This is a genomic window from Nakamurella alba (assembly GCF_009707545.1).
Taxonomy (GTDB): domain Bacteria; phylum Actinomycetota; class Actinomycetes; order Mycobacteriales; family Nakamurellaceae; genus Nakamurella; species Nakamurella alba.
Genome location: NZ_WLYK01000008.1, coordinates 263,391 through 284,055, shown reverse-complemented (window position 1 = coordinate 284,055; position 20,665 = coordinate 263,391). Strand labels below are relative to the sequence as shown.

Here is a 20,665-nt window from a genome sequence, read left to right as displayed (position 1 = left end):
GGCGCCGTGCCAGAGTGGCCCCGTGCTGAGCCTCGAGAGGTACCTCACCGGCCTGACCACCGAGGCCGGCGAACTCGCCGACCACGCGATCGCCGCCGGCCCGGACGCCCCGGTGCCGTCCTGCCCGGAGTGGACCGTGTCCGACCTGCTGGGACACCAGGGCATGGTGCACCGCTGGGCGGCGGGCAACCTGACGCAGGCCCCGGTGTCCGATCACGCCGCGCTGGAGCAGGAGTCGGCGGCCGGGATCCCCACCGATCCGGAAGAGCAGCCGGGCTGGCTGCGGTCCGGGGCGGCCGACCTCGCCGACGTGCTGCGGTCGGTCCCCGAGGACGTCCCGGCGATGGTGTTCCTGCGCAACGCCCCGGGTCCGCGGACCTTCTGGGCGCGGCGGCAGTTGCACGAGACCACGGTGCACCGGGTGGACGCACTGGCCGCCCGGCTGGGCACGCTGCCCACCACGGCCCAGGCGGCGATCGACACGGACGTGGCCGTCGACGGCCTCGACGAACTGCTGACCGGGTTCCTGCCGCGGCCGCGGGCGAAGCTGCGCAGCGACGTCCCGCTGACCGTGGCGGTGCTGCCGACGGACGCCGACGTGGCCTGGACCGTGCGGGTGTCGACGGATCCGGCAGTGGTGACCAGCGGGGCGCCGGCCGAGGCGGACGCCACGGTCACCGGGACCGCCGCCTCGCTCTACCTGGGCCTGTGGAACCGCGGCGACGAGATCGCGCAGACCGGTCCTGCCGACGCCATCGGGCTGTGGCGCTCGCTCTTCCGCGTCAGCTGGTGAGGCCCGAGGCGTGACTCAGGCCAGCACGTCGTGCAGCACGATGGTCTGGTCGCGGCCGGGGCCGACACCGATGGCCGAGACGCGGGCCTGGGCCAGCTCCTCGACCCGGCGGACGTAGGCCTGCGCGTTGCGCGGCAGCTCGCCGAAGGTGCGGGCACCGGAGATGTCCTCGAACCAGCCCGGGTGGTACTCGTACACCGGCACGGCGTGGTGGAAACCGGTCTGGGTGAGCGGCATCTCGTCGGTGCGCTCACCGTCGACGTCGTAGCCGACGCACACCGGCACCTGCTCCAGCGAGGACAGCACGTCCAGCTTGGTGAGGAAGTAGTCGGTGATGCCGTTGACCCGGGTCGCGTACCGGGCGATGACGGCGTCGAACCAGCCGCAGCGCCGGGCCCGGCCGGTGTTCACGCCGATCTCGCCGCCGGTCTTGCGCAGGTACTCGCCCCACTCGTCGTGCAGCTCGGTCGGGAACGGGCCGGAGCCGACGCGGGTGGTGTAGGCCTTGAGGATGCCCATCACGGTGGTGATCCGGGTGGGGCCGATGCCGGCACCGACGGCGCCGCCGCCGGCGGTCGGGTTGGACGAGGTGACGAACGGGTAGGTGCCGTGGTCGACGTCGAGCAGGGTGCCCTGCGAGCCCTCCATCAGCACGTGCTCGCCGCGCCGGATGGCCTGGTCGAGCAGCAACCGGGTGTCGGCGATGCGGTGCTTGAAGGACTCGGCCTGCGCCAGCGTCTCCTCCACCACCTTCGCCGGGTCGAGGGCCCTGCGGTTGTAGACCTTGACCAGGATCTGGTTCTTGATCTCGAGCGCGGCCTCGACCTTCTGCCGCAGGATCGACGGGTCCAGCACGTCCTGGACGCGGACGCCCATCCGCGCGACCTTGTCCTGGTAGGCGGGGCCGATGCCGCGGCCGGTGGTGCCGATCTTGGCCTTGCCGAGGTAGCGCTCGGTGACCTTGTCGATCGCCACGTGGTACGGCATCAGCAGGTGCGCGTCCGCGGAGATGTACAGGTCGGTGGTGTCGACGCCGCGCTCCTCCAGCCCGGCCAGCTCCTCCAGCAGCGCCTCGGCGTTGACGACCACGCCGTTGCCGATGACGTTCTTGATGCCGGGGGTGAGGATGCCGGACGGGATGAGCCGGATGGCGAACTTCTGCCCGTCGGGCAGCACGACCGTGTGGCCGGCGTTGTTGCCGCCCTGGTAGCGCACGACCCACTGGACGCGCTCGCCGTAGAGGTCGGTCGCCTTCCCCTTGCCCTCGTCGCCCCACTGGGCGCCGATCAGCACGATCACCGACATGGCACACTCCCGATCCGAACGCAGCCCGCCCACCCGGTGCGGGCGACGTTCACCGATGGGAAGGGTAATGGGTGAGCCCGTGTCCGCACTCCACGTGCTGATCTGCACGCCGGTCCCGGCCCTGCTCCCGGCCCTGGACCAGCTGCCCGCCGGGCAGCTCGCCGCGGTCGACACGGTGGGCCCGCGGCCGGGCAAGGAGATCGACCCCCTGCTGTCCGGCCGGGTCCTGGTGGTCGGTGACGACGCCGATCTCGCCGCGGTCGTGCTGCGGTTGTTCCGCAAGGACCGGCTCGGCACGGTCGAGCTCGCCTACGCCACCGCGCAGCCCACGCCCTTCTCCCGGATGTACTCGCTGCCGGTGGGCGCCGCGGCACTGCGCGTCGCCCTGCAGGGCGAGCCCGACCCGGTGCCACTGGTGCGCAACGACGTCGGCGGGGTGCTGATCGCCGAGGGGTACCTCTCCCCGGTGCACGGCACGGCCTACGTCGACGAGTTCCGCGTGCTGTCCGGCGCGACCCCCGGCCTGCTGGTGCAACCGCACCCGGAGAAGGGGCTCGAGGTGACCGTGCGCCGCACCCGGATCCTGGGGTTCGGCCGCAAGGGCCGCTCCCACCTGGGCCGGGCGCTGCAGGTGGGCAGCGCCCAGTCGCCGATGACCGTGCTCAGCGACGGCGTCCGGTTCGACCGGCCGATGGACCGCTGGACCTTCTACCGGCACACCGCACCGCTGCGGCTGGTGCGCGGGGCCTTCTGACAGCAGTCCCCGGGACCGGCTCAGGGCAGCATGTCCGCCGGGATCGAGGGGTCGGCGTCGGTGAGGAAGGCCCGGACCCGGGCCACCTCGGAGGTCTCCTCGAACAGCGCCGCGGCCTGGCCGAGCGCGGCCAGCGCCCGCAGGAACCCACGGTTGCCCGGGTGCGACCAGGGCACCGGTCCGGCACCCTTCCAGCCGTTGCGCCGCAACAGGTCCAGCCCGCGGTGGTAGCCCACCCGCGCGAAGGCGTATCCGGACACGTCGTCGCCGGAGTCCAGCGCCTTCTCCGCCAGCACCGCCCAGGCCAGGCAGGACGCCGGGAACTGCCGGGCGGCGTCCCGCGGATCGGTGCCGGCGTCCAGCAGGGACTGGGCCGGGTCCTCCGGCAGTTCGACAGGAGCCGGACCCAGCAGGTTGTGACCACTCATGCCGCCATCCTGCCGCGCCGGCGGCCGGACCCGCGCACCGGCTCCCGGGGCCGGTCACCCACTCACACCGCGAACCTGTTGGCGAGCATGGTGTCGACCTGCCGGTAGTGGTCCCGGGCCGCACCGACCAGCGAGGCCAGCTGCTGCAGCACCAGCTGCCGGTCCGCCGCCGACGCACTCCACCGCAGCTTGAGCGCGTGGTAGGCGGTGAGCGAGTCCGCCTGCATGTCCTGCGTCGCCGCGACCGTCGCGTCCAGATCGGCCAGGTGCGTCTCGATCCGGGCCCAGGTCGCCACCAGACCCTCCTGCCCGGCGGTCATGGCGGCGTAGTCCGCCTTGATCGTGCTCACGGGACCACCGGGACCGCGGTCGCCAGGTCGGTCTCCGCCTGCGCCTGCGCAGTGCCCACGCCGGTGAGGGTGGTGCCGTGCCCGATCAGCGCCTCGCCGAGCAGCGCCGCCTGCTCCAGGTGCGCCAGCATGACCGCGGCGAACCGCGGTGCGGCCTCGTCCGACTGCCAGCCCACCTGGATGTCGGTCAGCAGGTCGTGCATCGTCGCCACCTCCGCCCGCAACGACTCACCCACCGCACCGACACCGGTGCCCGCCTGCACCATCCGGTCCGTCGCGACCGAGATCCCTTCCACCGGCTCCCCCTTCGTCGGCGGCCGGACGGTGGCTCCGTCCGGTCCGTGGTTGCCATCGTGACCCCGGCCGGCCCAGGCCCGGGCGGTCCGGTGCCGGCTCTGTGGACGGATCGACGGGTGTGGACAACTCCGCACGTACGGTGGCGGTGACCGCCGGATTGACCGGCCGCATCCAGGGGTACGCACACCCCGGACCGCGACCGTCCACACGAGAGGACCCCACCGCGTCATGACCGAAACCGGATACGCCCGCAGCAGCTCGGACTGGGCCGCCAACCAGGCCGAGCTGTACGAGAACAGCAACGGCGCCGAGGGCACCCTGCTGCGCGGGGTGCCCTGCGTGGTGCTGACCACGATCGGCCGCAAGACCGGCGCGGTCCGCAAGTCGCCGCTGATGCGGGTGAACGACGGCGACCGGTACGCGGTCATCGCCTCGCTCGGCGGCGCACCCAAGCACCCGGTCTGGTACCTGAATCTGCTGGCCGACCCGGTGGTGAAGCTGCGGGACCGCGACCAGGTCCGCACCTACCGGGCCCATGTCGCCGAGGGCGCCGAGCGCGCGGAGTGGTGGGACAAGGCCGTGGCCGTCTGGCCGGACTACGCCGGCTACCAGGAGAAGACCGAGCGGGTCATCCCGGTCGTCGTGCTGGTACCGACCGATTGAGAAACGCTGCGGCACACCGTGACTGCCGCACACCGTACGAGAGGGAGATCGGCACGTGAATATCCTGGTCACCGGGGCGTCGGGCTTCGTCGGGTCGCACCTGGCCCGTGAGCTGGTCGACCGCGGCCACCAGGTGCGGGCGATGACCCGGCACCCGGAGGACTACACGGGTGCCGGGGACCCGGTGGCGGGGGACGTCTTCGACGAGGACTCGCTCGACGCACCGCTGCAGGACGTCGAGGTCGCCTACTACCTGGTGCACTCGCTGGACTCCGACGACTTCGAGGAACTGGACGCGAAGGCGGCCACCGCCTTCGCGACCGCCGCTGCGGCACAGGGCGTCTCCCGGATCGTGTACCTGGGCGGGCTGGGCGGCGACGAGGCGGAGTTGTCGCCGCACCTGCGGTCCCGGCGGCAGGTGGAGCGGCTGCTCGCCGACCACGGGGTCCCGGTCACCGTGCTGCGTGCCGCGGTGGTGGTCGGTCACGGGAGCATCTCGTGGGAGATCACCCGGCAGCTGGTGGCGCACCTGCCGGCGATGATCGCGCCGCGCTGGGTGGAGACGCGCACGCAGCCGATCGCCCTCGTCGACGTGATCCGCTACCTGGCCGGGGTTCTCGAGGTGCCGGCGACCACCGGCCGGACCTTCGACATCGGTGGCCCCGACGTGCTGCGGTACATCGACATGCTCAAGCGGGCCGCCGCGATCATGAACCAGCGCTCGCTGCCGACGCTCTCCGTCCCGCTGCTCACGCCACGGCTGTCCTCGGGCTGGCTGTCGCTCGTCACCGACGTCGACCTGGCCACCGCCCGGAACCTGGTCGACTCCATGACCACCGAGGTGGTCGTGCACAACACGGAGATCCTCGACCTCATCCCCGGTGAGCCCCTGGGGTACGACGAGGCGGTCCGGGTGGCGCTGGCCGACCGGGAGAAGGCCCAGCAGGACGAGAAGGCCCAGCAGGAAAAGGCCGAGCAGGAGAAGGCACAGCAGCAGAAGGCAGAGCAGCAGAACGGCGACGACTGATCGTGTCCGCGCTCCGACGGCTGGCGGTCGACGGGCTGCACCGGGCCGGGCTGGTCGGCCGGTCACCGGACGTCGAGGAGCCCCGGGCGACGGTCGTGCGGCGCCGCGCGATCGTGGTGGCCACCCTGGTCGCCGGGTCTGTCCTGCTCGGGTTCTCGCTCAACGCCGATCCCGGCAGTACCGGCTTCTACGTGCTCACCCTGTGTCTCGCCGCGGTGTGGGCCGGCGGCGCCCTGCTGTCCGGGCCGCTGCACCTCGGTCGGCAGCGGCAACGGCGCCCGGTCATCGGGCCGATCGTGCTCGGGTTCGTCCTGGTCGGGGTGTTCGTGGTGGGCGCGCTGGTGGTGCGCGAGATCGGTCCGCTGGACCGGCTGGTGCAGTCCGTGCTGGACCTGGCACGACAGGGCACCGGGCCGCTGGTGGTGCTGGTGACAGTGCTCAACGGCATCGCCGAGGAGGTCTACTTCCGCGGGGCGCTGTACGCGGCGCTGGGCCGCTACCGGCCGGTGCTGCTGACGGCGGTGATCTACACGGTGGCCACGCTGGCCACCGGCAACCTGATGCTGGCCTTCGCCGCGCTCGTGCTGGCTCCCGTGCTCGGTCTGCAGAGACGCGCCACCGGCGGCATTCTCGCCTCGACACTGACCCACATCACCTGGTCGGTGTCGATGATCTTCGTACTGCCGCCGCTGTTCTGAGCGGGAGTCGGTGCCGGGTGTCGTTCAACTCGCGACCGGGACCTCCACCAGGACAGTGAGCCCGCCACCGGGGGTGTCCTCGACCTCGATCGTCGCGCCGACTGCCTGGGCCAGTCCCCGTGCGACCGCGAGCCCCAGCCCGAGCCCGGTGCCGGCCGGCACGTCACCGAGCCGCTGGAACGGGGCGAACATGGCCGGCCGGTCCTTCTCCGGCACGCCGGGACCCTTGTCGATCACCCGGATCTGCACCACATCGCCGCCCTCGCCGTCGATACGGGCGGCGTCGAGCCGCACCGGACGTCCCGGCGGCGAGTACCGCACCGCATTGGCCACGATGTTGCCCAGCACCCGCTCCAGGAGGCCGCTGTCGGTGTCGAGCAACGGCAGGTCGTCGGGGATGTCGTCGGCGACCGCGGCGGGCGGCACCCCGCGCAGTGCGCCGTGCACCACCTCGTCCACCGACACCGGGCGGAACACCGGTGCCAGCACGCCGGTCTGCAGCCGGGACAGGTCGAGCAGGTTGGTGAGCAGCGCATCCAGCTGATCCGCCGCTTCCGCGGTGGACCAGAGCAATTCGGACCGGTCCTCCGCCGACAGGGTCACACCGTCGGCCCGCAGCCCGGCCACGGCCGCCTTGATGGTGGCCAGCGGGGTGCGCAGGTCGTGCGAGAGTGCCGCGAGCACAGCGGTTCGCACGGCGTCGGCCTGCCGGAGGCGCTCGGTCTCCCCCGCCTGCACCGCGAGGTCCCGGCGGTCCAGGGCGAGGGCGGCCTGGGCGGCGAACACCTCGGCCAGGGCCCGGTCGGCCACCGGCAACGGCCGCCCGTGCAGCACCAGCTCGTGGTCGGGGCCGGCCGGGAGCACCAGATCCGTGTCACCGTCGGCGGTCTCCGGGCCGGGCCGGCCGGATTCCAGCTCGACCTCGCCGCCCCGGCGGCGCAGCACCACCCGGCTCATGCCGAACCCGACGCGGGCCCGGTCCACCACCGCCCGCACCCCGTCGTCGGCCTCCAGCACGTCGCCGGCCAACGCCGCCACCAGTTGCGCCTCCGCGCGCCCCTTGGCCGCCGCGCGGGCTCGTCCCGTTGACCGGTCGACGATGGTCGCCACCGTCGCCCCGACGATCACGAACACCACCAGCGCGAAGATGTTCTGCGGCTGGGCGATGGTCAGCGACCCGACCGGTGGCGTGTACAGCAGGTTGGCCAGCACGCCGGCGATCAACGCACTCACCGCCGCCGGCACCGCGCCGCCGATCAGGCCGTTGGCCAGGACACCCAGCAGGAACACCAGCAGCACCGAGGACAGGTTCAACCCGTCGCGCCACGGCAGCAGGACGGCCGCCAGTACCGCCGGTACGACCACGGCCGCGGGCCAGACGATCGCGGCCCGGCGCTCCGACGGTGCCGGCCGCAGCACGTGCCGACGGCCCCGGTCGCCGGGGTGGGTCACGACGTGCACGTCGATGTCCCCGGATCCGCGCACGATGGCGTGCATGGTGCTCGGGCGGACGAGCCGGGTGAAGCGCCCGTGCGTGGACGCGCCGACGACGATCTGGGTTCCGTTCACGCTTCGCGCGAAAGTCAGTACCGTCGCGGCGATGTCGTCGCCCACCACGAGCTGCAGGCTACCGCCCAGCTTCTCCGCCAGCAGCCGCTGGCTCTCCAGTTGCGCCGGGTCGGACGAGGCGGACTCGGTGCCGTCGGAGCGGACGACGTGCACTGCGATGAGTGACCGACCGGCCACCCGTCCGGCGATCCGGGCGCCGCGACGGAGCAGCATCGCGCCCTCCGGGCCACCGGTCAGCGCGACGACGATGCGTTCCCGGGCGGCCCAGGTGCCGGTGATGCCGTGCTCGGCGCGGTACCGCTCCAGCCCTTCCTCCACCTGGTCGGCGAGCCAGAGCAGCGCCAGTTCCCGCAGCCCGGTGAGGTTCCCGACCCGGAACCAGTTGCCGAGCGCGGCATCGATCCGCTCCGCCGGATAGATGTGGCCGTGCGCCATCCGGCGGCGCAGCGCCTGCGGGCTCATGTCGACCAGATCCACCGCGTCGGCCGCCCGTACAACTGCGTCGGGCACCGTTTCCCGTTGCGGGACACCGGTGATCGTCGCCACCACGTCGTTCAACGACTCCAGGTGCTGCACGTTGACCGTGGTGATCACGTCGATGCCGGCCTCGAGCAGCTCCAGCACGTCCTGCCAGCGCTTCTCGCGCGTCGACCCGGGGGCGTTGGTATGGGCGAGCTCGTCGACCAGCACCACCTCGGGCCGTCGTTCCAGGACGGCCGGTACGTCCAGCTCGTCGAGCCGCATCCCCCGGTGGGACACACCGGACCGAGGGATCACCTGGAGATCGCCGACCGCATCGCGGGTGTGGGCGCGGCCGTGGTCCTCCACCAGGCCGACCACCACGTCGGTGCCCCGGGAACGCCGGCGCCTGCCCTCCTCCAGCATCGCGACCGTCTTGCCGACACCGGGTGCCGCCCCGAGGTAGATGCGCAGCTTTCCCCTGCTCACCGGGGTCCCGTCGTCGACGTCGCATCCCGACCCACTCCGTGCACCACCCAGGGATACACGATCCGGGCGGCCGCGTCACCGAGCACCGTGCGGCCCGACCCGGTTTGAGGATCGCCCGGGCCGGTTATCCCTACGGTGCGTCCGGTCGCCCCCGGGGTCGGGTGGGCGTAGGCCGCGCCGGTTCAACAGTGCAGCCGGCGCGGCCGCCGTACATTGCGTACCGATCCGCGAGCCGGCAGGAGGAGCCGTGACCGACGTCGAGCCCACCCATGACAGCATCGACCTGGCGGCACTCACCGGGGTCGCCGAGCTGATGGCCGACGTGGCCACGTCGTTCGCGGACGAGCGTGCGACGGCGACCCTGGCCGAGCAGATCGTGGCCGGCGCCGTGGCGATCATCCCGGGCGTCGCGGCCGCCGCGGTGCTCACGGTCACCGCATCCGGCACTCTCGAGTCGCCACTGATGGAGGGCGATGCCGCAGCCCGGTCGGTGATGGACGCGCAGAACGACGCTGGCGGAGGCCCGTGCCTGGACAGCTGGCGCGACGACAAGCAGATCTGGGTGACCGATCTGGAGGCCGAACTGCGCTGGCCCGGGTTCACCGCGGCGGCGCTGGAACTGGACTTCCGGTCGATGGTCTGCACACCGATGGAGATCAGCGGCCGGCGGATCGGGGTGCTCAGTCTGGTCGGGCGCGAGGCCAACTTCGGTGGCGACGCGGACGACACGGAGACCCTGGCCAGGATCTTCGCCCAGCACGCCGGGGTGGCGATGTCCGGCGCCCGGCGGGTGGACGAGGTCAACAGGGCACTGACCAACCGGGACGTCATCGGCCAGGCCAAGGGCATCCTGATGGAACGGTTCAAGGTCACGCCCGACGTCGCCTTCGCGATGCTGGTCCGGGCGTCGAGCCGGACGAACAGCAAGCTCCGCACGGTGTGCGAGCAGTTGTGCCTGACCGGGGTGTTGCTCGACCGGCAACCCCGCGCCTGAGCCGGAATGCCCTGGCGCCCGTTCCTAGGGTGAGCAGGTGCAGGCACGCATCGCGCGGCTCTCCCGGCAGGCCGACTGGTCGGCGCTCGACCCCCGTGGGTCCGGCGGCGTGGTGGGGACGGCACACGGGGTGATGCGGCCGGACGGGCGCTGGTTCGTCTCGATCGACACCTGGCACCCGCCGGTCTTCGACGCGCTGCTGGAGGCGGTCGACACCGATCTGAAAGGGCCGCTGTTCGTGCGGGCCGACGAGGCCGACGACATCACCGCATGGCTGGCGGCCGGCTTCACCGTCGCCCGGCGCGAGGAGCTACTGGCCCTGCCCACCGATCCGGGGGTGACCGGGCTCCCGGACGGCCCGCCGCCGGCCGGACTCGCCCTGGTCGCCGCCGACGAGGTGGATCCGGCGCTGCTGCGCACCCTCGACGACGAACTGCGCCAGGACGTGCCCGGCAGCGCAGGCTGGTGCAACGACCCCGACGAGTTCCGTGAGTACACCTTCGCCGAGTGGCACTTCGACCCGTCGCTCTACCTGGTCGCCGTCGACGCCCGCCTCGAGCGGTTCGCCGGCCTGGTGCGGGTGTGGATCGAGCCGGGCGGACCACGGCTCGGCCTGATCGCGGTGTCCCGGTCCTACCGGCGGCTCGGGCTCGCCCGGTCGATGCTCGGGACTGTGTTCGGCCGGCTGCACGCGCGCGGGGTCGCTTCCGTGGTGGCCGAGGTCGACGTCACGAACGCGGCATCCCGGTCCCTATTGGCCGGCGTCGGCGCGATGCGGACGGGCGGTGCAGTGGAACTACGACGTCCGTGATCCCGATGGTCGTACCGTTTCCGACGGGTCCTACCCTCGGATCATGGAGACGGTGAGCGTCGGCGCTGCAGTCCCGTTCCGTGCCGCGCTGGACCCGGCCGCCTTGCAGGACCTGCGGACACGGCTGATGATGACCCGCTGGCCGCCGGAGCGGACCGAACCAGCACAGGGCATCTCGCTCGACCGGGTACAGCAGCTCTGCGAGACCTGGTCGTCGACCTACGACTTCGGGTTCGTCGATCGTTTGAACGCCTGGCCGCAGTTCACCGCCCCGGTGACCGTCGGCGGGGTGGATCCCGTCGACGTGCACTTCCTGCACGTGCGGTCCCCCGAGCCCGGCGCCCGGCCACTGGTGCTCACCCACGGCTGGCCCGGGTCCGTGCTCGAGTTCCTCGACGTGATCGGTCCGCTCACCGATCCGGTGGCGCACGGCGGCGAGGCGGAGGATGCCTTCCATGTGGTGATTCCGGCGCTGCCCGGATTCGGCTTCAGCGGGGTGCCGACGGATGCCGGGTGGACCACCAGCCGGATCGCCGTTGCCTGGGACGGACTGATGCAGTCCCTCGGCTACGACACGTATCTCGCCCAGGGCGGCGACTGGGGCGCGAGCGTCACGAACTGGCTGGCAGCGCAGTTCCCGGACCGGGTCCTCGCCATTCACGTCAACATGGTGCTGGTCCGGCCGGACGAGGAGATCCGCAACGACCCGACCGAGGCGGAGGCGGTCGCTCTTGCCGCCGCCCGGCGGCACCAACGGGAAGGCGCCGGCTACGCCGCGATCCAGTCGACCCGGCCGCAGACCGTCGGCTATGCGCTCACCGACTCACCGGCCGGGTTGTGCGCGTGGATCGCCGAGAAGTACGCCGAGTGGAGCGATGTCCCGGGTCCGACGGACCAACAGATCCTCGACGAGGTCTCCCTGTACTGGTTCACCGGCACCGCCGCAACCTCGGCCCGGCTGTACCGCGAGAGTTACTCCGCCGGATTCGATGTCGGCCCCATCCCGGTACCGAGTGCGGTGTCGGTGTACCCGCGGGAGATCGGCCGGCCCTCCGAACGCTGGGCCCGGCTCCGTCACCCTGACCTCCGGTTCTACGAGAACCCCTCACATGGCGGGCATTTCGCCGCACTGGAGGTGCCGGAGATGTTCGTCGACCAGGTGCGCCGAGGTTTCCGCGCCTGCCTGGGCTGACCGCTTCGGTCTCGAGGAGCTCTGCACACGCCACATGGTGCTGATCGTTGCGGTCAGCGGCGGCGACAAGGACACCCGTGTCGACAATCAGCACGCGAGTTGTCCGATGCCTCAGTCCCTACCAAATCCGGCTGCAAGGGCCTCATCGACCTGATGGGTGATCCCGTTCTTCGAAGCACCGGCACCGACGAATGCCAGTCTGCGCCTCCGGACGTCGCCTCGCTCCGGAGGGAGTTGTGACGCCAGCTCGGCCACCACGTCATCAACACTGATACCGCGACGATGGGCTTCGGCACGCAGCCGCGCGAGCGCCTGCTCCGGGAGGTCGATGGACAAGGTCATGGGACAAGTATCCACGCATCGAACCGTTCGTTACGTGCCTTACGCACAGAAGACCCGGCGACTCAGCGCTCCGCGACGATGTCGGACAGGCCGAGCAGGCTGCCGGCCAGCGCCCGCACCTCGTCATCGGGGACGTCGCGCGAGCGGAGATCGGCCAGCGCCGCCGCGTAGACCGGGCTCGGCGTGTAGAACTCGAGCGCGATGCCGTCCGGGTCACGGAAGTGCAGGTGGAACCCGAGCGGCTCGTCACGGATCGAGGTGTGCTCGACGCCGAACTCCTCGAACCGCCGCTGCCAGCCTTCGAGTTCCTCGCGACTGCCCGCGGCCAACCCCAGGTGGTCGAGGCCGGTGACCCGGTGGTCGAAGGACCCGCCGGCGGCGTCGGGCGGGCACATCAGGCCCAGGGTGAACCCAGTGCGTTTGTGCACCAGCAGCAGCCCGGCGCCGAAGTCGAGCACCGTGGTGAAGCCCAGCACCCCGGTGTAGAACCGCTCGCTCGCCGCGAGATCGGTGACCGCGAGAGCGGCATGGTCGACGCCGGCGAACTCGGGCGTCGCTGACTCCTGTGTCATGCGCTCATCGTCGCCGTCAGGTGCTTCCGGCGGTATCCGCCGGGAGTGGCCCGATGAGCGGGCAGCCGAGCAACTACCGTGGTGGGCATGGCCACCGTCTCTCACAAGAAGCTCGGAGACCAGGTGGCAGTGGTGCTGGGACGGGTGGAAGCCGGCGAACACCTGACTGTGACCGTGGCGGGACGCGAGGTGGCCGAGCTGGTTCCGGTCCCTCGGCACCGGTGGGTCAGCGGGCCCGATCTCGTCCGGACCTGGAAGGGCCCGACTTCCCGCAGCCTGGCGAAGGACGGCACCAACCTGCCAACGACCGTGGTGGATCCTGACGAGCTGCGATAGCCGTAGTCACACGTTTGCGCTGATCGCAGACGCCCACCGGCAGGCGACATCAGAGTCGAACTGCGATCAAGTCGACTCCCGAACAGCTACGGGCGCCAAAGAGCGAGGCGGCGCTCGTCAGTCCGCTGCGAACGGGCTCCGCCTCACCGACTACTCGTAGACCTGCGCACAGAGCAACATCCAGGCCAGGTGTTCCCACGTGGGCTCTCCAGACCCGACCCGGTAAGGTCCCCTCGGAGAATCCCTCGTGTCCACGAGAAACGCGGCCCACGCCTCCAGAAATCCGTCGAGCGAGTCGTGCGCCCAGATTTCTGGATTGGTCTTCAGAGACCCACGCAGCTTCTCGAGGAAGACTACAAATTCTTCTAGGTTCTGCGGCTGCACAGCCCCGGCTCGATCCCATTCAGCCATTCATCACCACCGTTCAGCGTCGACGAGCTCGCCAGGACCCAACCACCCGATCTTGGGCAAGGATACTTGAGCTGGGTTGAACCGGATTCGGCCGACCACACGTCGGGCCGGCGACGGCGGAACCGAGCTGCCGCCTCTCCTGCTCGGATATGCCTGACCTCCAGTCGGGCGGAATGCTTGGTCATCCCGACGGAAGGCGCCGTGGTGACCCTGTCGATCGCTGTCAGATCGGACGGTCGTGCGGAGTCGTGCCCGGCAAGCCTGACCGTGCGCGGTGTGCCGCGGGTCGGCGACCCGGGAACCCATGCGCTGCAGCTGGATCAGCCGCTGGGCGGGCGGATCGTCGCCGACGAGAACGGTCAGCCGTACCGGGTCACCGTGCAACCGTGACCCGGTGGCGTGATGCCGGGGTCAGCGCTCTTCTGCTGCGCGACGGACGATCTCGGCGATCCTGTCCCACGCCTCGGCGGTCGGCCCGATCATTGCGTAGGACGTGGGCCACAGGCCGCCGGGCTCGTCGAGTGCCGCGTTCGGACTCACCCCGAAGGTCGAGTAACGGAGCTTGTCCATCTGCCCACTCCGGAAGAACACCAACACCTTTCCGCCGCGCGCGTATCCGGGCTGACCGTAGTACAGCTTCGGCGCGAGGGTCGGCGCTTCGGCGGCGACGATCTCGTGCAGCCGTTCGGCCATCTCGCGGTCACCGTCGGGCATCTGCGAGATCTTCGCCAACACTTCTGCTTCCTCGGCGGCCGCCTTCTCCGCACCCTTGGCCCGCTTGGCGTCGTTCTTGACCTCGGCGGCCCGCTCCTTGATCGCCTTCCGCTCCTGAGGTGATAGCCCTCCACCAGTCGACCTGTCGTCGGCCATCTCTCGTTCTCCTTCGATCATCGGTCCGTGCCTGCTTGACGGTAGGCGACGACGCCGGCGACCCCTTCTCGATTCCTGACCACTCCACCAGCCCGCCGGTGAACCATGTCGAGGGAAGGTGGCGGGTTCAGCGGGAGACCCATTCGCCTTCGATCGCGGGCGCGGCGGCCACGTCTGGTGGGCACCCCTCAGTCGCACCATCCGGAACCAACTCCTCTGTGCGCGCCACGTATCGAAAGGCGAATGGGGTCCCGCTGTGCGGACCGACGAGTCCGTTCTGACCGATTACCTCGGCACGCCCGGACTCGTCCACTCGGAGGATCGAGCCGTACGGCCACACCGTGCGGAAGATCGCCCCATCACTGACCCGCTCGACCCAGGCACAAGTGGAATCGGCGCTGGGATCGACCTTCAGGTTGAAATCCTGGATCGGCAGGTAGGCGAAGATGGGGAAGATCTCCGGGCGGAACGGGAGGAGCACCCACCGCGGATATCCGGCGAGCACTTCTGATCCGGTCCCTGCCTCGTTCGGAAAGACCCCGATCGGGTACGGGTCGCCGCCCTGCACCACCGCGCTGCCATCGCTGAGCACGAGCAGCCCCACCGTGGCCGTCGTCAGGGACCCGGCGGACGAGTTGTACACCGAGAAGGTGCGATACCGACCGGGCGGGAGTGGCAGGTCACCGGATCCGCATCCCTTCAGCAGCGGCTGCCACGGCACCCGCGCCGACTCACCCGGACCGATTCTGGTCTGCGGCAGCGGTTCGGTGTTGATCCGTGACCAGGACACCAACTCGGGTACGTCTGTGTCCGTCAGGACAAAAGTCCGCACCTGCTCGCCCACATCCTGCGTCGACCCGCTGGAGTTGGCGAACTCCACCCACGCCGTGCCGTCCGCATCGCCCACAATGGAGGCGGAGACTCCTAGATCCCGAAGTGGGCCGCTCGACACCCCTACGTCGCAGATCCCTTGCAGCGTGGGAGCTGTTGTGACGGGCGCCGGCAACGGTCCGTCGTATTCGGACCCGACGCTCGGTGTCGGCGAGGGAGTCGCGGATCGTGTCGTGGTGGACGAGGTCATCTCTTGCGATGTGGACGTGGTGCTCACTGCCGACGTCAAGGTCGGCGACGGTCCGTTAGGCCCGTCGGCCGGAGCGGGCGGGCGGTGCCAGAGCGTCGCTGCAGCGACCACCGCGCCGATGGCCAAGACCGCGGCTGCGGCCAGCAACGGCGGTCGCCAGGTCTGTCGACGCGCCGGCGGGTCTTCCACCAGGGCGCGCAGGCGCTGTTCGAGGTCCGGCGGGACGCCGGCCGAGTCGTAGGTGCGACGCAGGACGTCGCGCAGGTCGTCGTCGATGGGATCGTCCACGGTCAGGAACCACCTTCCCCGTCGAGTAGTGCGAGATCGGCACGGAGCCTGGCCAGCGACTCGGAGCTGATCCGGCGGACCGAACCGGCCGGGATGCCCATCGCCCGGGCGGTGTCGTCGATCGACCAGTCGAGGAGGTAGCGGAGGACGACGACCGCCCTGTCCCGCTCCCCCAGTGCGGCCAGCGCACGCTCGACGTCCACCCGCTGACCGCCGTCCGGGTCCAGCTGTTCCGGCGGATCCGGCGGTTGAGCCGACTCGAACGCAGTGGCGGTCCTCCGGCGCCGGATCCGGTCGATGTGCGTGTTGGCCAGCGCCCGCCTGGCATAGGCGATCCTGCTGCCCTGCAGCCGGTCCCACCGCGGGAGCAGCGCGGTGATGACGTCGTGCACCAGGTCCTGCGCATCCGGGCCCGGCCCGCTCAGCGCCACCGCCGCCGGCATCAGCCGCCGGGCGAGGTCGACGAGGTCGTCAGCGTCGGGACCCACCCGACCCCGCCTCCCCGTCATACCCATATCTCTTACACGCACGAGGAGCCCGCGGCGCTCGCCGCCGGTCCCGTTTCTCCGGTGGCGACCTAGGTCTATGTCCCGCAACGCCCTTCGCACATAGTTTCGATTCCCGGGCTGCTGCCCTGCGGCACAGAGGTGCCTGCCGGAGCAGGGGGAGCGCTCCTGCAGCAGCCCCGGGATCAGGTGCCGCTGCACCATGATCCACTCGCCCGCACGATCGGCGGACCAACGGCGTTCCGAGGAGAGATTCCATGCACCGCAGCAGGTTCGGGCGGACCACCCAGGCGATGGTGCTGGTGGCCGTGATGGTGCTGGCGGGTGGCGCGGTCGGTGCGACGACCGCTTCGGCGGAACCGGAACCGCCGGTCACCCCGACCGCCGCTGCGCCGTCGGTGATCACGACCGCTACAAATGCGACGACCGATACACCTGCGACGACGGCAACAGGAACGTCGAGCACCGTCGTGGAACCGTCCGATCCCACAACGATTGCGGCTCCGGAGACGGGCAGCCCGGCCACGAGCAGTTTATCTCCGAGCGCCGCACCGGCCGGGGTCCCACCGACGGGCACCACGGCCACCACGCCGCCGTCGAGCACGACAACACCCGACACCACAGCACCCGCCAGCACAGCGCCCGACACCACACGACCCGACACCACAGCGTCGACTCCGCCGCCGGCGGTCCTTGGGGTGGGCGGGACAACCGCCGCGGTCGGCGCCATCGAGGTCTTCCCCACCTACGCGTTCCGGTCGCGGATCGTCACGGCGACGCCGGCCGGACCGGGCGACCACTACGCGGTGCACATCGGCGACGAGGTCTTCCCTGCTCCGGCCGCCACCGCACAGGCGTGCAGCACCGGCGTCTGGATCCTGCGGTTCTCCCGGACCACGCTGGCACTGGTCACCCCGGACCCGGCGAAGAAGGAGTCGACCGTCTACCCGCTGTGCGACCGGCACGACGCCGCGGCACTCGACGCCCACCTGCGCGCGATCCCGAGCACCGAGATGGTGGTGGTGAACAGCCTGAACCGAGCGCCCGGCGGACAACCGCTGACGCTGTCCGGTCTGACCACCGCGCTCGGCCGGATCGGCGTGGCCGCAGCCGATGTCGCGGGACTGAACCTTGCGACGACGTCCTTCTCGGTCTGGGGGATCGGCGCTCTGACGGCCGGTCAGGCCTACCTCGGCACCGGCGACTTGGCGGACGAGTCCGCCGCACCGGCCGGCGCGGCCGCCCCGGCATCGCTCAGCGGTGACCTGATCAGCGATTCCGCGGGCCACTTCGCCCTGCAGCGCACCGACTCCGTGCTCTACGACATCGCCGTCGACGGCACCGTCACGATCGGCGACTCGGTGAACCCCGCAGCCGACCCGACGCGGCCGGCGGCCCTCGGCACCCGGGTGTACCCGGTCCCCGGCGGACGGACCGGAGGGTTCCACATCGTCGTCCTCGACAGCCGGAGCCTCGAACTGGTCGACGACAACTTCTACGCCACCTACGACAACCGCGACGAGCAGTTCCGGATGGGCCGGGACCTGGCGGACCTGGCGGCCGATCATGACGGCGAGGTGCTGCTCTTCCTGGCTGCCGTCGGGGTGCCGATGGCCGCCTCGCCCGGACCAAGGGGCACCCTGCCGACGGGCCCGATCACCCTCCCTGCCCCGTGCACGGGATCGTCGGCGTTCGTGGTGACGTGCACGTTCCGGCCGACCGGCGGTGAGCAGAAGTTCACCGTGCCCGGCACCGTCGGCGGCGTCGCCGTCGACCGGGTGTCCGTCGTCGCACAGGGCGGCCGGGGTGGCGGGACGGCGTCCGACGGTGGCGGTACCGGCGGTGCCGGTGCGGTTGTCACCGCCGACCTCCCGATCGACGGCTCCACGCTGACCGCCGGCCAGACCGTGTGGGTGGAGGTCGGCGGCAACGGCGGGGACGGTGGCCGGACAGGCGGCGGCCAGGGCGGCTGGAACGGCGGCGGGCCGGGCGGCGACAGCCAGTGCTGCCTGACCGGGTGGCCGGGCGGCGGCGGTGGTGGCGCATCCGACCTCCGGACCGTCAGCCGTACGACGCAGAACCTGACCACCTCGCTGACGTCGCGCTTCCTGGTCGCCGCCGGCGGCGGGGGCGCGGGTGGCGAGGCCCACGACGGCGGCCGCGGCGGCTCCGGCGGGCAGGGCGGGTCCGACGGTTTCCCCGGACTGCCCGGCGATGAGAAGGCCGCCGGTGGCGGGGCCGGCCGGGTCGGCACGAAGGACGCGGGCGGTGCCGGCGGCGCGGGCACCCACCCCGGACGACCCGGTGAGTTCGGGATCGGCGGGACCATCCTGGGCTACGTGGACCGGTACGGCGCCGCCGGTGGTGGCGGCAGCGGTTGGTGGGGCGGCGGTGCCGGCGGCGAAGGCGCCAACCCCGGCGGCGGAGGTGGCGGCGGTGGCGCCGGCTCGAACCTGGTGCCGACCGGCGGGACGGTGGAACCGGCCGGCCAGACCACCGACGGTTCCGTGACCATCAGCTACCACGTCCCCTACGGCAGCCTCGCCGATGCGCTGCGGCCGTTCGGTGCCACGCCCACCGTCGTGGCGGGACTCACCTCCGTGGCCGGGTACGCCCTGGTCGGGTCCTCGGACGCGGCACTCACCGCCCGCGGGCTGGCACCTGACTCCCCGGAGGCCTCCGGGAAGATCAAGGCCAACGCGACCGGCGAGCTGCAGGGGGTTCTCCAGCCGGGGCACGACGGCCGCTTCGCATCGGTCGTGTCCGATGCACCGACGGTCTCCGTGCTGCCGGGCTCGAAGGGTCGCGGCATCCGGGCGAACTTCGGCCTGTACCAGATCTTCTCGAGTACGCCGCAGGCCTGGCCGGTACCGGTGGCGGGCGACGCCGGCCAGCAGAAGGCCTACGAGTACCTCAGCCGCGCATCCTGCGGCTGCGCCGACATCCGCGGCTCCTACCGGGCTCTCGGCTCCGTGCTGGACGAATGGCGCCGCGACATCGACCAACAGCTGTTCGGCGCGGTGCCGCCGGGCAGCGGGTTCGACTCCGGCGCCTTCGACGCGGTGAAGACCCAATTGCTCGCCGAGATCCCGATGGTCAAGAAGGTGCGGGAACTGGAGACGAGCCTGCACACCGCACTCACCGACTCCTACACGATGATCGGCACGCAGCTGACGACGACCTTGACGGCCATCCGCGCCGACCTGGCGCCGGACGCCGGCGACATCCTGGTCGAGAAGATCTTCGACGTGTTCATCGAGGCCGCGCTGGCCGGTGCCGGTGGCGAGGACGGTGCGCCAGAGGACGTGGTGAAGGCCGTGTCGGTGGTCATCTCGGCGGCCCGGTCCGGATTGGACCTGGTCAACGATCCCGGTGGGCGGGACCGCGACCTGGGCATGCGGGTCGACCGGATCGCGGCCGATCTGCCCCAGCAGTTCTCGGATGCGATCAGTGCGCAGGCGAGGATGTTCGGCCTGGTCTACTCGGACTGGGGCCGGCTGTCGACACTAGCCACGAACCTGTCGAAGCACCAGGCGGACTGGGACCCGTCCGCGGCGGATCCGGGCAAGGTGCTCCGCGTCCAGCAGAACGCGATGCAGCTGAGCTTCTACCGGGTGCTGGTCTCGATCACGCACACCCGTTGGGAGGCCAAGGCTGTCGGTACCGACGAGCTGTCCGCCTGGTGCCTGCGAACGGTCTTCGACCACGGTCGGTCCGTCTGCTACGAGCCGGCGAACACCCACTGGTCCTACGAGTCGAGCGCCTACACCTACCCGGTGGCGGCGCCGGGGGCGGCGTTTCGTCCCGCCCACGACATCATGTCGATCGGGAAACCGGAGGCCGGCATCAGCCGGGCCCTTGTCGACACGATGACGCAGCTCGGCCTGTACACGCCGTACCTGTTCCTGCGCTGGCCGTTGGACGAGGGTCTGACCTGCCCGCAGTCGTTCACCAGCGGCTCGTCCGGGTTCGCCTGCTCGGACTTCAAGGCCTTCGGCGTCGGCGGGACCGAGCCGCTGACCATCACCACCGACCAGCTGCCCGAGGCGGGCGTCGGCGATCCCTACAGCGCCCAGTTGATGACCGGGGACGGGCAGGGCGCGAGCCACTCCTGGACCGTTGTCGCCGGGAGCACCCTCCCGCCGGGACTGACGCTGAGCGGGTCCGGTCTGCTCTCCGGAACACCGACAACCGCCGGCACCTACACCTTCTCGGTGCGGGTCGACGATTCCGTCGACAAGGAGCTGACGCTGCTCGTCCGGCCCGGCCTGGCCGCCACCGGCGTACCGCTCGACCGGCTCGCCGGCCTCACCGTTGTCCTGCTGTTCGCCGGGATGCTGCTGCTCGGGACCGCACGCCGGCGGCGCGTTCCTCGAACCTGACCGGTTGGTGCGCGGGCTCCGCCGAGTACCCGAAGGACTCGAAAGCGT

General features: G+C 71.2%; 22 protein-coding genes. 11 read left to right on the top strand and 11 right to left on the bottom strand.

The genetic code is table 11. The features are described 5' to 3' along the window. Positions 1-22 precede the first annotated feature (22 nt). A complete protein-coding gene (locus GIS00_RS19055) occupies positions 23-793 on the top strand; it encodes a maleylpyruvate isomerase family mycothiol-dependent enzyme (protein ID WP_322098138.1) in 771 nt (256 codons plus the stop codon). 15 nt (positions 794-808) lie between these two features. Here the strand turns inward: GIS00_RS19055 and GIS00_RS19050 are convergent, their stop codons facing one another. Beyond that, positions 809-2,098 carry an adenylosuccinate synthase gene (locus GIS00_RS19050; RefSeq protein WP_154770024.1) on the bottom strand — a complete coding sequence of 430 codons (1,290 nt, stop codon included), beginning with the start codon at positions 2,096-2,098 and terminating at the stop codon, positions 809-811. 79 nt (positions 2,099-2,177) lie between these two features. Between GIS00_RS19050 and GIS00_RS19045 the strand changes: the two genes are divergently transcribed. Next, on the top strand, positions 2,178-2,852 hold the full coding sequence (locus GIS00_RS19045) for a hypothetical protein (protein WP_154770023.1): 675 nt from the start codon (positions 2,178-2,180) through the stop codon (positions 2,850-2,852). Positions 2,853-2,872: 20 nt separating this feature from the next. Here GIS00_RS19045 and GIS00_RS19040 read toward each other — a convergent pair whose 3' ends face one another. From GIS00_RS19040 to GIS00_RS19030, 3 genes are all read right to left on the bottom strand, one after another. After that, positions 2,873-3,280, bottom strand: a complete 408-nt coding sequence (locus GIS00_RS19040) for a DUF3151 domain-containing protein (RefSeq protein ID WP_154770022.1) — start codon at positions 3,278-3,280, stop codon at positions 2,873-2,875. A gap of 62 nt (positions 3,281-3,342) precedes the next feature. Next, complete coding sequence (locus GIS00_RS19035) at positions 3,343-3,630, bottom strand: WXG100 family type VII secretion target (RefSeq protein ID WP_154770021.1); 288 nt, start codon at positions 3,628-3,630, stop codon at positions 3,343-3,345. Further along, positions 3,627-3,926, bottom strand: coding sequence for a WXG100 family type VII secretion target (locus GIS00_RS19030; RefSeq protein ID WP_154770020.1), 300 nt, complete (start codon positions 3,924-3,926; stop codon positions 3,627-3,629). The genes GIS00_RS19035 and GIS00_RS19030 overlap by 4 nt, the downstream gene beginning before the upstream one ends. A 229-nt stretch (positions 3,927-4,155) precedes the next feature. On the opposite strand from GIS00_RS19030, the gene GIS00_RS19025 reads away from it, so the two are divergent. The 3 genes from GIS00_RS19025 to GIS00_RS29075 are packed head-to-tail and all read left to right on the top strand — an operon-like array spanning position 4,156 to position 6,315. Further along, positions 4,156-4,590, top strand: a complete 435-nt coding sequence (locus GIS00_RS19025; RefSeq protein ID WP_154770019.1) for a nitroreductase family deazaflavin-dependent oxidoreductase — start codon at positions 4,156-4,158, stop codon at positions 4,588-4,590. Positions 4,591-4,645: 55 nt separating this feature from the next. After that, positions 4,646-5,617 carry an NAD(P)H-binding protein gene (locus tag GIS00_RS19020; protein WP_322098137.1) on the top strand — a complete coding sequence of 324 codons (972 nt, stop codon included), beginning with the start codon at positions 4,646-4,648 and terminating at the stop codon, positions 5,615-5,617. Positions 5,618-5,619: 2 nt separating this feature from the next. Beyond that, positions 5,620-6,315 carry a CPBP family intramembrane glutamic endopeptidase gene (locus tag GIS00_RS29075; protein ID WP_322098136.1) on the top strand — a complete coding sequence of 232 codons (696 nt, stop codon included), beginning with the start codon at positions 5,620-5,622 and terminating at the stop codon, positions 6,313-6,315. 24 nt (positions 6,316-6,339) lie between these two features. Here the strand turns inward: GIS00_RS29075 and GIS00_RS19010 are convergent, their stop codons facing one another. Then, positions 6,340-8,832, bottom strand: a complete 2,493-nt coding sequence (locus GIS00_RS19010; protein ID WP_322098135.1) for a sensor histidine kinase — start codon at positions 8,830-8,832, stop codon at positions 6,340-6,342. Positions 8,833-9,079: 247 nt separating this feature from the next. Between GIS00_RS19010 and GIS00_RS19005 the strand changes: the two genes are divergently transcribed. From GIS00_RS19005 to GIS00_RS18995, 3 genes are read left to right on the top strand one after another with little or no spacing between them, the layout of a single operon-like run. Beyond that, positions 9,080-9,826 carry a GAF and ANTAR domain-containing protein gene (locus GIS00_RS19005; protein ID WP_196073359.1) on the top strand — a complete coding sequence of 249 codons (747 nt, stop codon included), beginning with the start codon at positions 9,080-9,082 and terminating at the stop codon, positions 9,824-9,826. Between the two features lie 37 nt (positions 9,827-9,863). Beyond that, a complete protein-coding gene (locus tag GIS00_RS19000) occupies positions 9,864-10,637 on the top strand; it encodes a GNAT family N-acetyltransferase (RefSeq protein ID WP_154770016.1) in 774 nt (257 codons plus the stop codon). Between the two features lie 43 nt (positions 10,638-10,680). Further along, a complete protein-coding gene (locus tag GIS00_RS18995) occupies positions 10,681-11,829 on the top strand; it encodes an epoxide hydrolase family protein (RefSeq protein ID WP_154770015.1) in 1,149 nt (382 codons plus the stop codon). Between the two features lie 111 nt (positions 11,830-11,940). On the opposite strand, the gene GIS00_RS18990 is transcribed toward GIS00_RS18995, so the two are convergent. Together GIS00_RS18990 and GIS00_RS18985 are read right to left on the bottom strand one after the other, a co-directional pair. Continuing rightward, positions 11,941-12,171: a hypothetical protein gene (locus GIS00_RS18990; RefSeq protein WP_154770014.1), complete on the bottom strand. Its 231-nt coding sequence runs from the start codon at positions 12,169-12,171 to the stop codon at positions 11,941-11,943. A gap of 62 nt (positions 12,172-12,233) precedes the next feature. Then, the gene (locus tag GIS00_RS18985) at positions 12,234-12,743 is read right to left on the bottom strand and encodes a VOC family protein (RefSeq protein ID WP_154770013.1); all 510 of its coding nucleotides are present in this window, start codon (positions 12,741-12,743) and stop codon (positions 12,234-12,236) included. An 87-nt stretch (positions 12,744-12,830) separates the two neighbouring features. On the opposite strand from GIS00_RS18985, the gene GIS00_RS18980 reads away from it, so the two are divergent. Then, positions 12,831-13,079 carry a type II toxin-antitoxin system Phd/YefM family antitoxin gene (locus GIS00_RS18980; RefSeq protein WP_154770012.1) on the top strand — a complete coding sequence of 83 codons (249 nt, stop codon included), beginning with the start codon at positions 12,831-12,833 and terminating at the stop codon, positions 13,077-13,079. A gap of 150 nt (positions 13,080-13,229) precedes the next feature. Here GIS00_RS18980 and GIS00_RS29565 read toward each other — a convergent pair whose 3' ends face one another. Continuing rightward, entirely contained in the window at positions 13,230-13,490 is a 261-nt protein-coding gene (locus GIS00_RS29565; RefSeq protein ID WP_456094175.1) for a DUF7660 family protein, read from the bottom strand. 267 nt (positions 13,491-13,757) lie between these two features. Here GIS00_RS29565 and GIS00_RS28500 point away from each other — a divergent pair, with 267 nt between their 5' ends. Beyond that, positions 13,758-13,880, top strand: coding sequence for a hypothetical protein (locus tag GIS00_RS28500; RefSeq protein WP_255455116.1), 123 nt, complete (start codon positions 13,758-13,760; stop codon positions 13,878-13,880). A gap of 21 nt (positions 13,881-13,901) precedes the next feature. Here the strand turns inward: GIS00_RS28500 and GIS00_RS18975 are convergent, their stop codons facing one another. From GIS00_RS18975 to GIS00_RS18965, 3 genes are all read right to left on the bottom strand, one after another. Continuing rightward, positions 13,902-14,360, bottom strand: a complete 459-nt coding sequence (locus tag GIS00_RS18975) for a DUF1801 domain-containing protein (protein ID WP_230313804.1) — start codon at positions 14,358-14,360, stop codon at positions 13,902-13,904. 127 nt (positions 14,361-14,487) lie between these two features. After that, positions 14,488-15,729, bottom strand: a complete 1,242-nt coding sequence (locus GIS00_RS18970; RefSeq protein WP_154770010.1) for a hypothetical protein — start codon at positions 15,727-15,729, stop codon at positions 14,488-14,490. Between the two features lie 2 nt (positions 15,730-15,731). Further along, a complete protein-coding gene (locus GIS00_RS18965) occupies positions 15,732-16,217 on the bottom strand; it encodes a sigma-70 family RNA polymerase sigma factor (RefSeq protein ID WP_196073358.1) in 486 nt (161 codons plus the stop codon). A gap of 275 nt (positions 16,218-16,492) precedes the next feature. On the opposite strand from GIS00_RS18965, the gene GIS00_RS28495 reads away from it, so the two are divergent. Beyond that, positions 16,493-20,617, top strand: a complete 4,125-nt coding sequence (locus tag GIS00_RS28495) for an Ig domain-containing protein (RefSeq protein WP_154770008.1) — start codon at positions 16,493-16,495, stop codon at positions 20,615-20,617. The last annotated feature ends 48 nt before the right edge of the window (positions 20,618-20,665 follow it).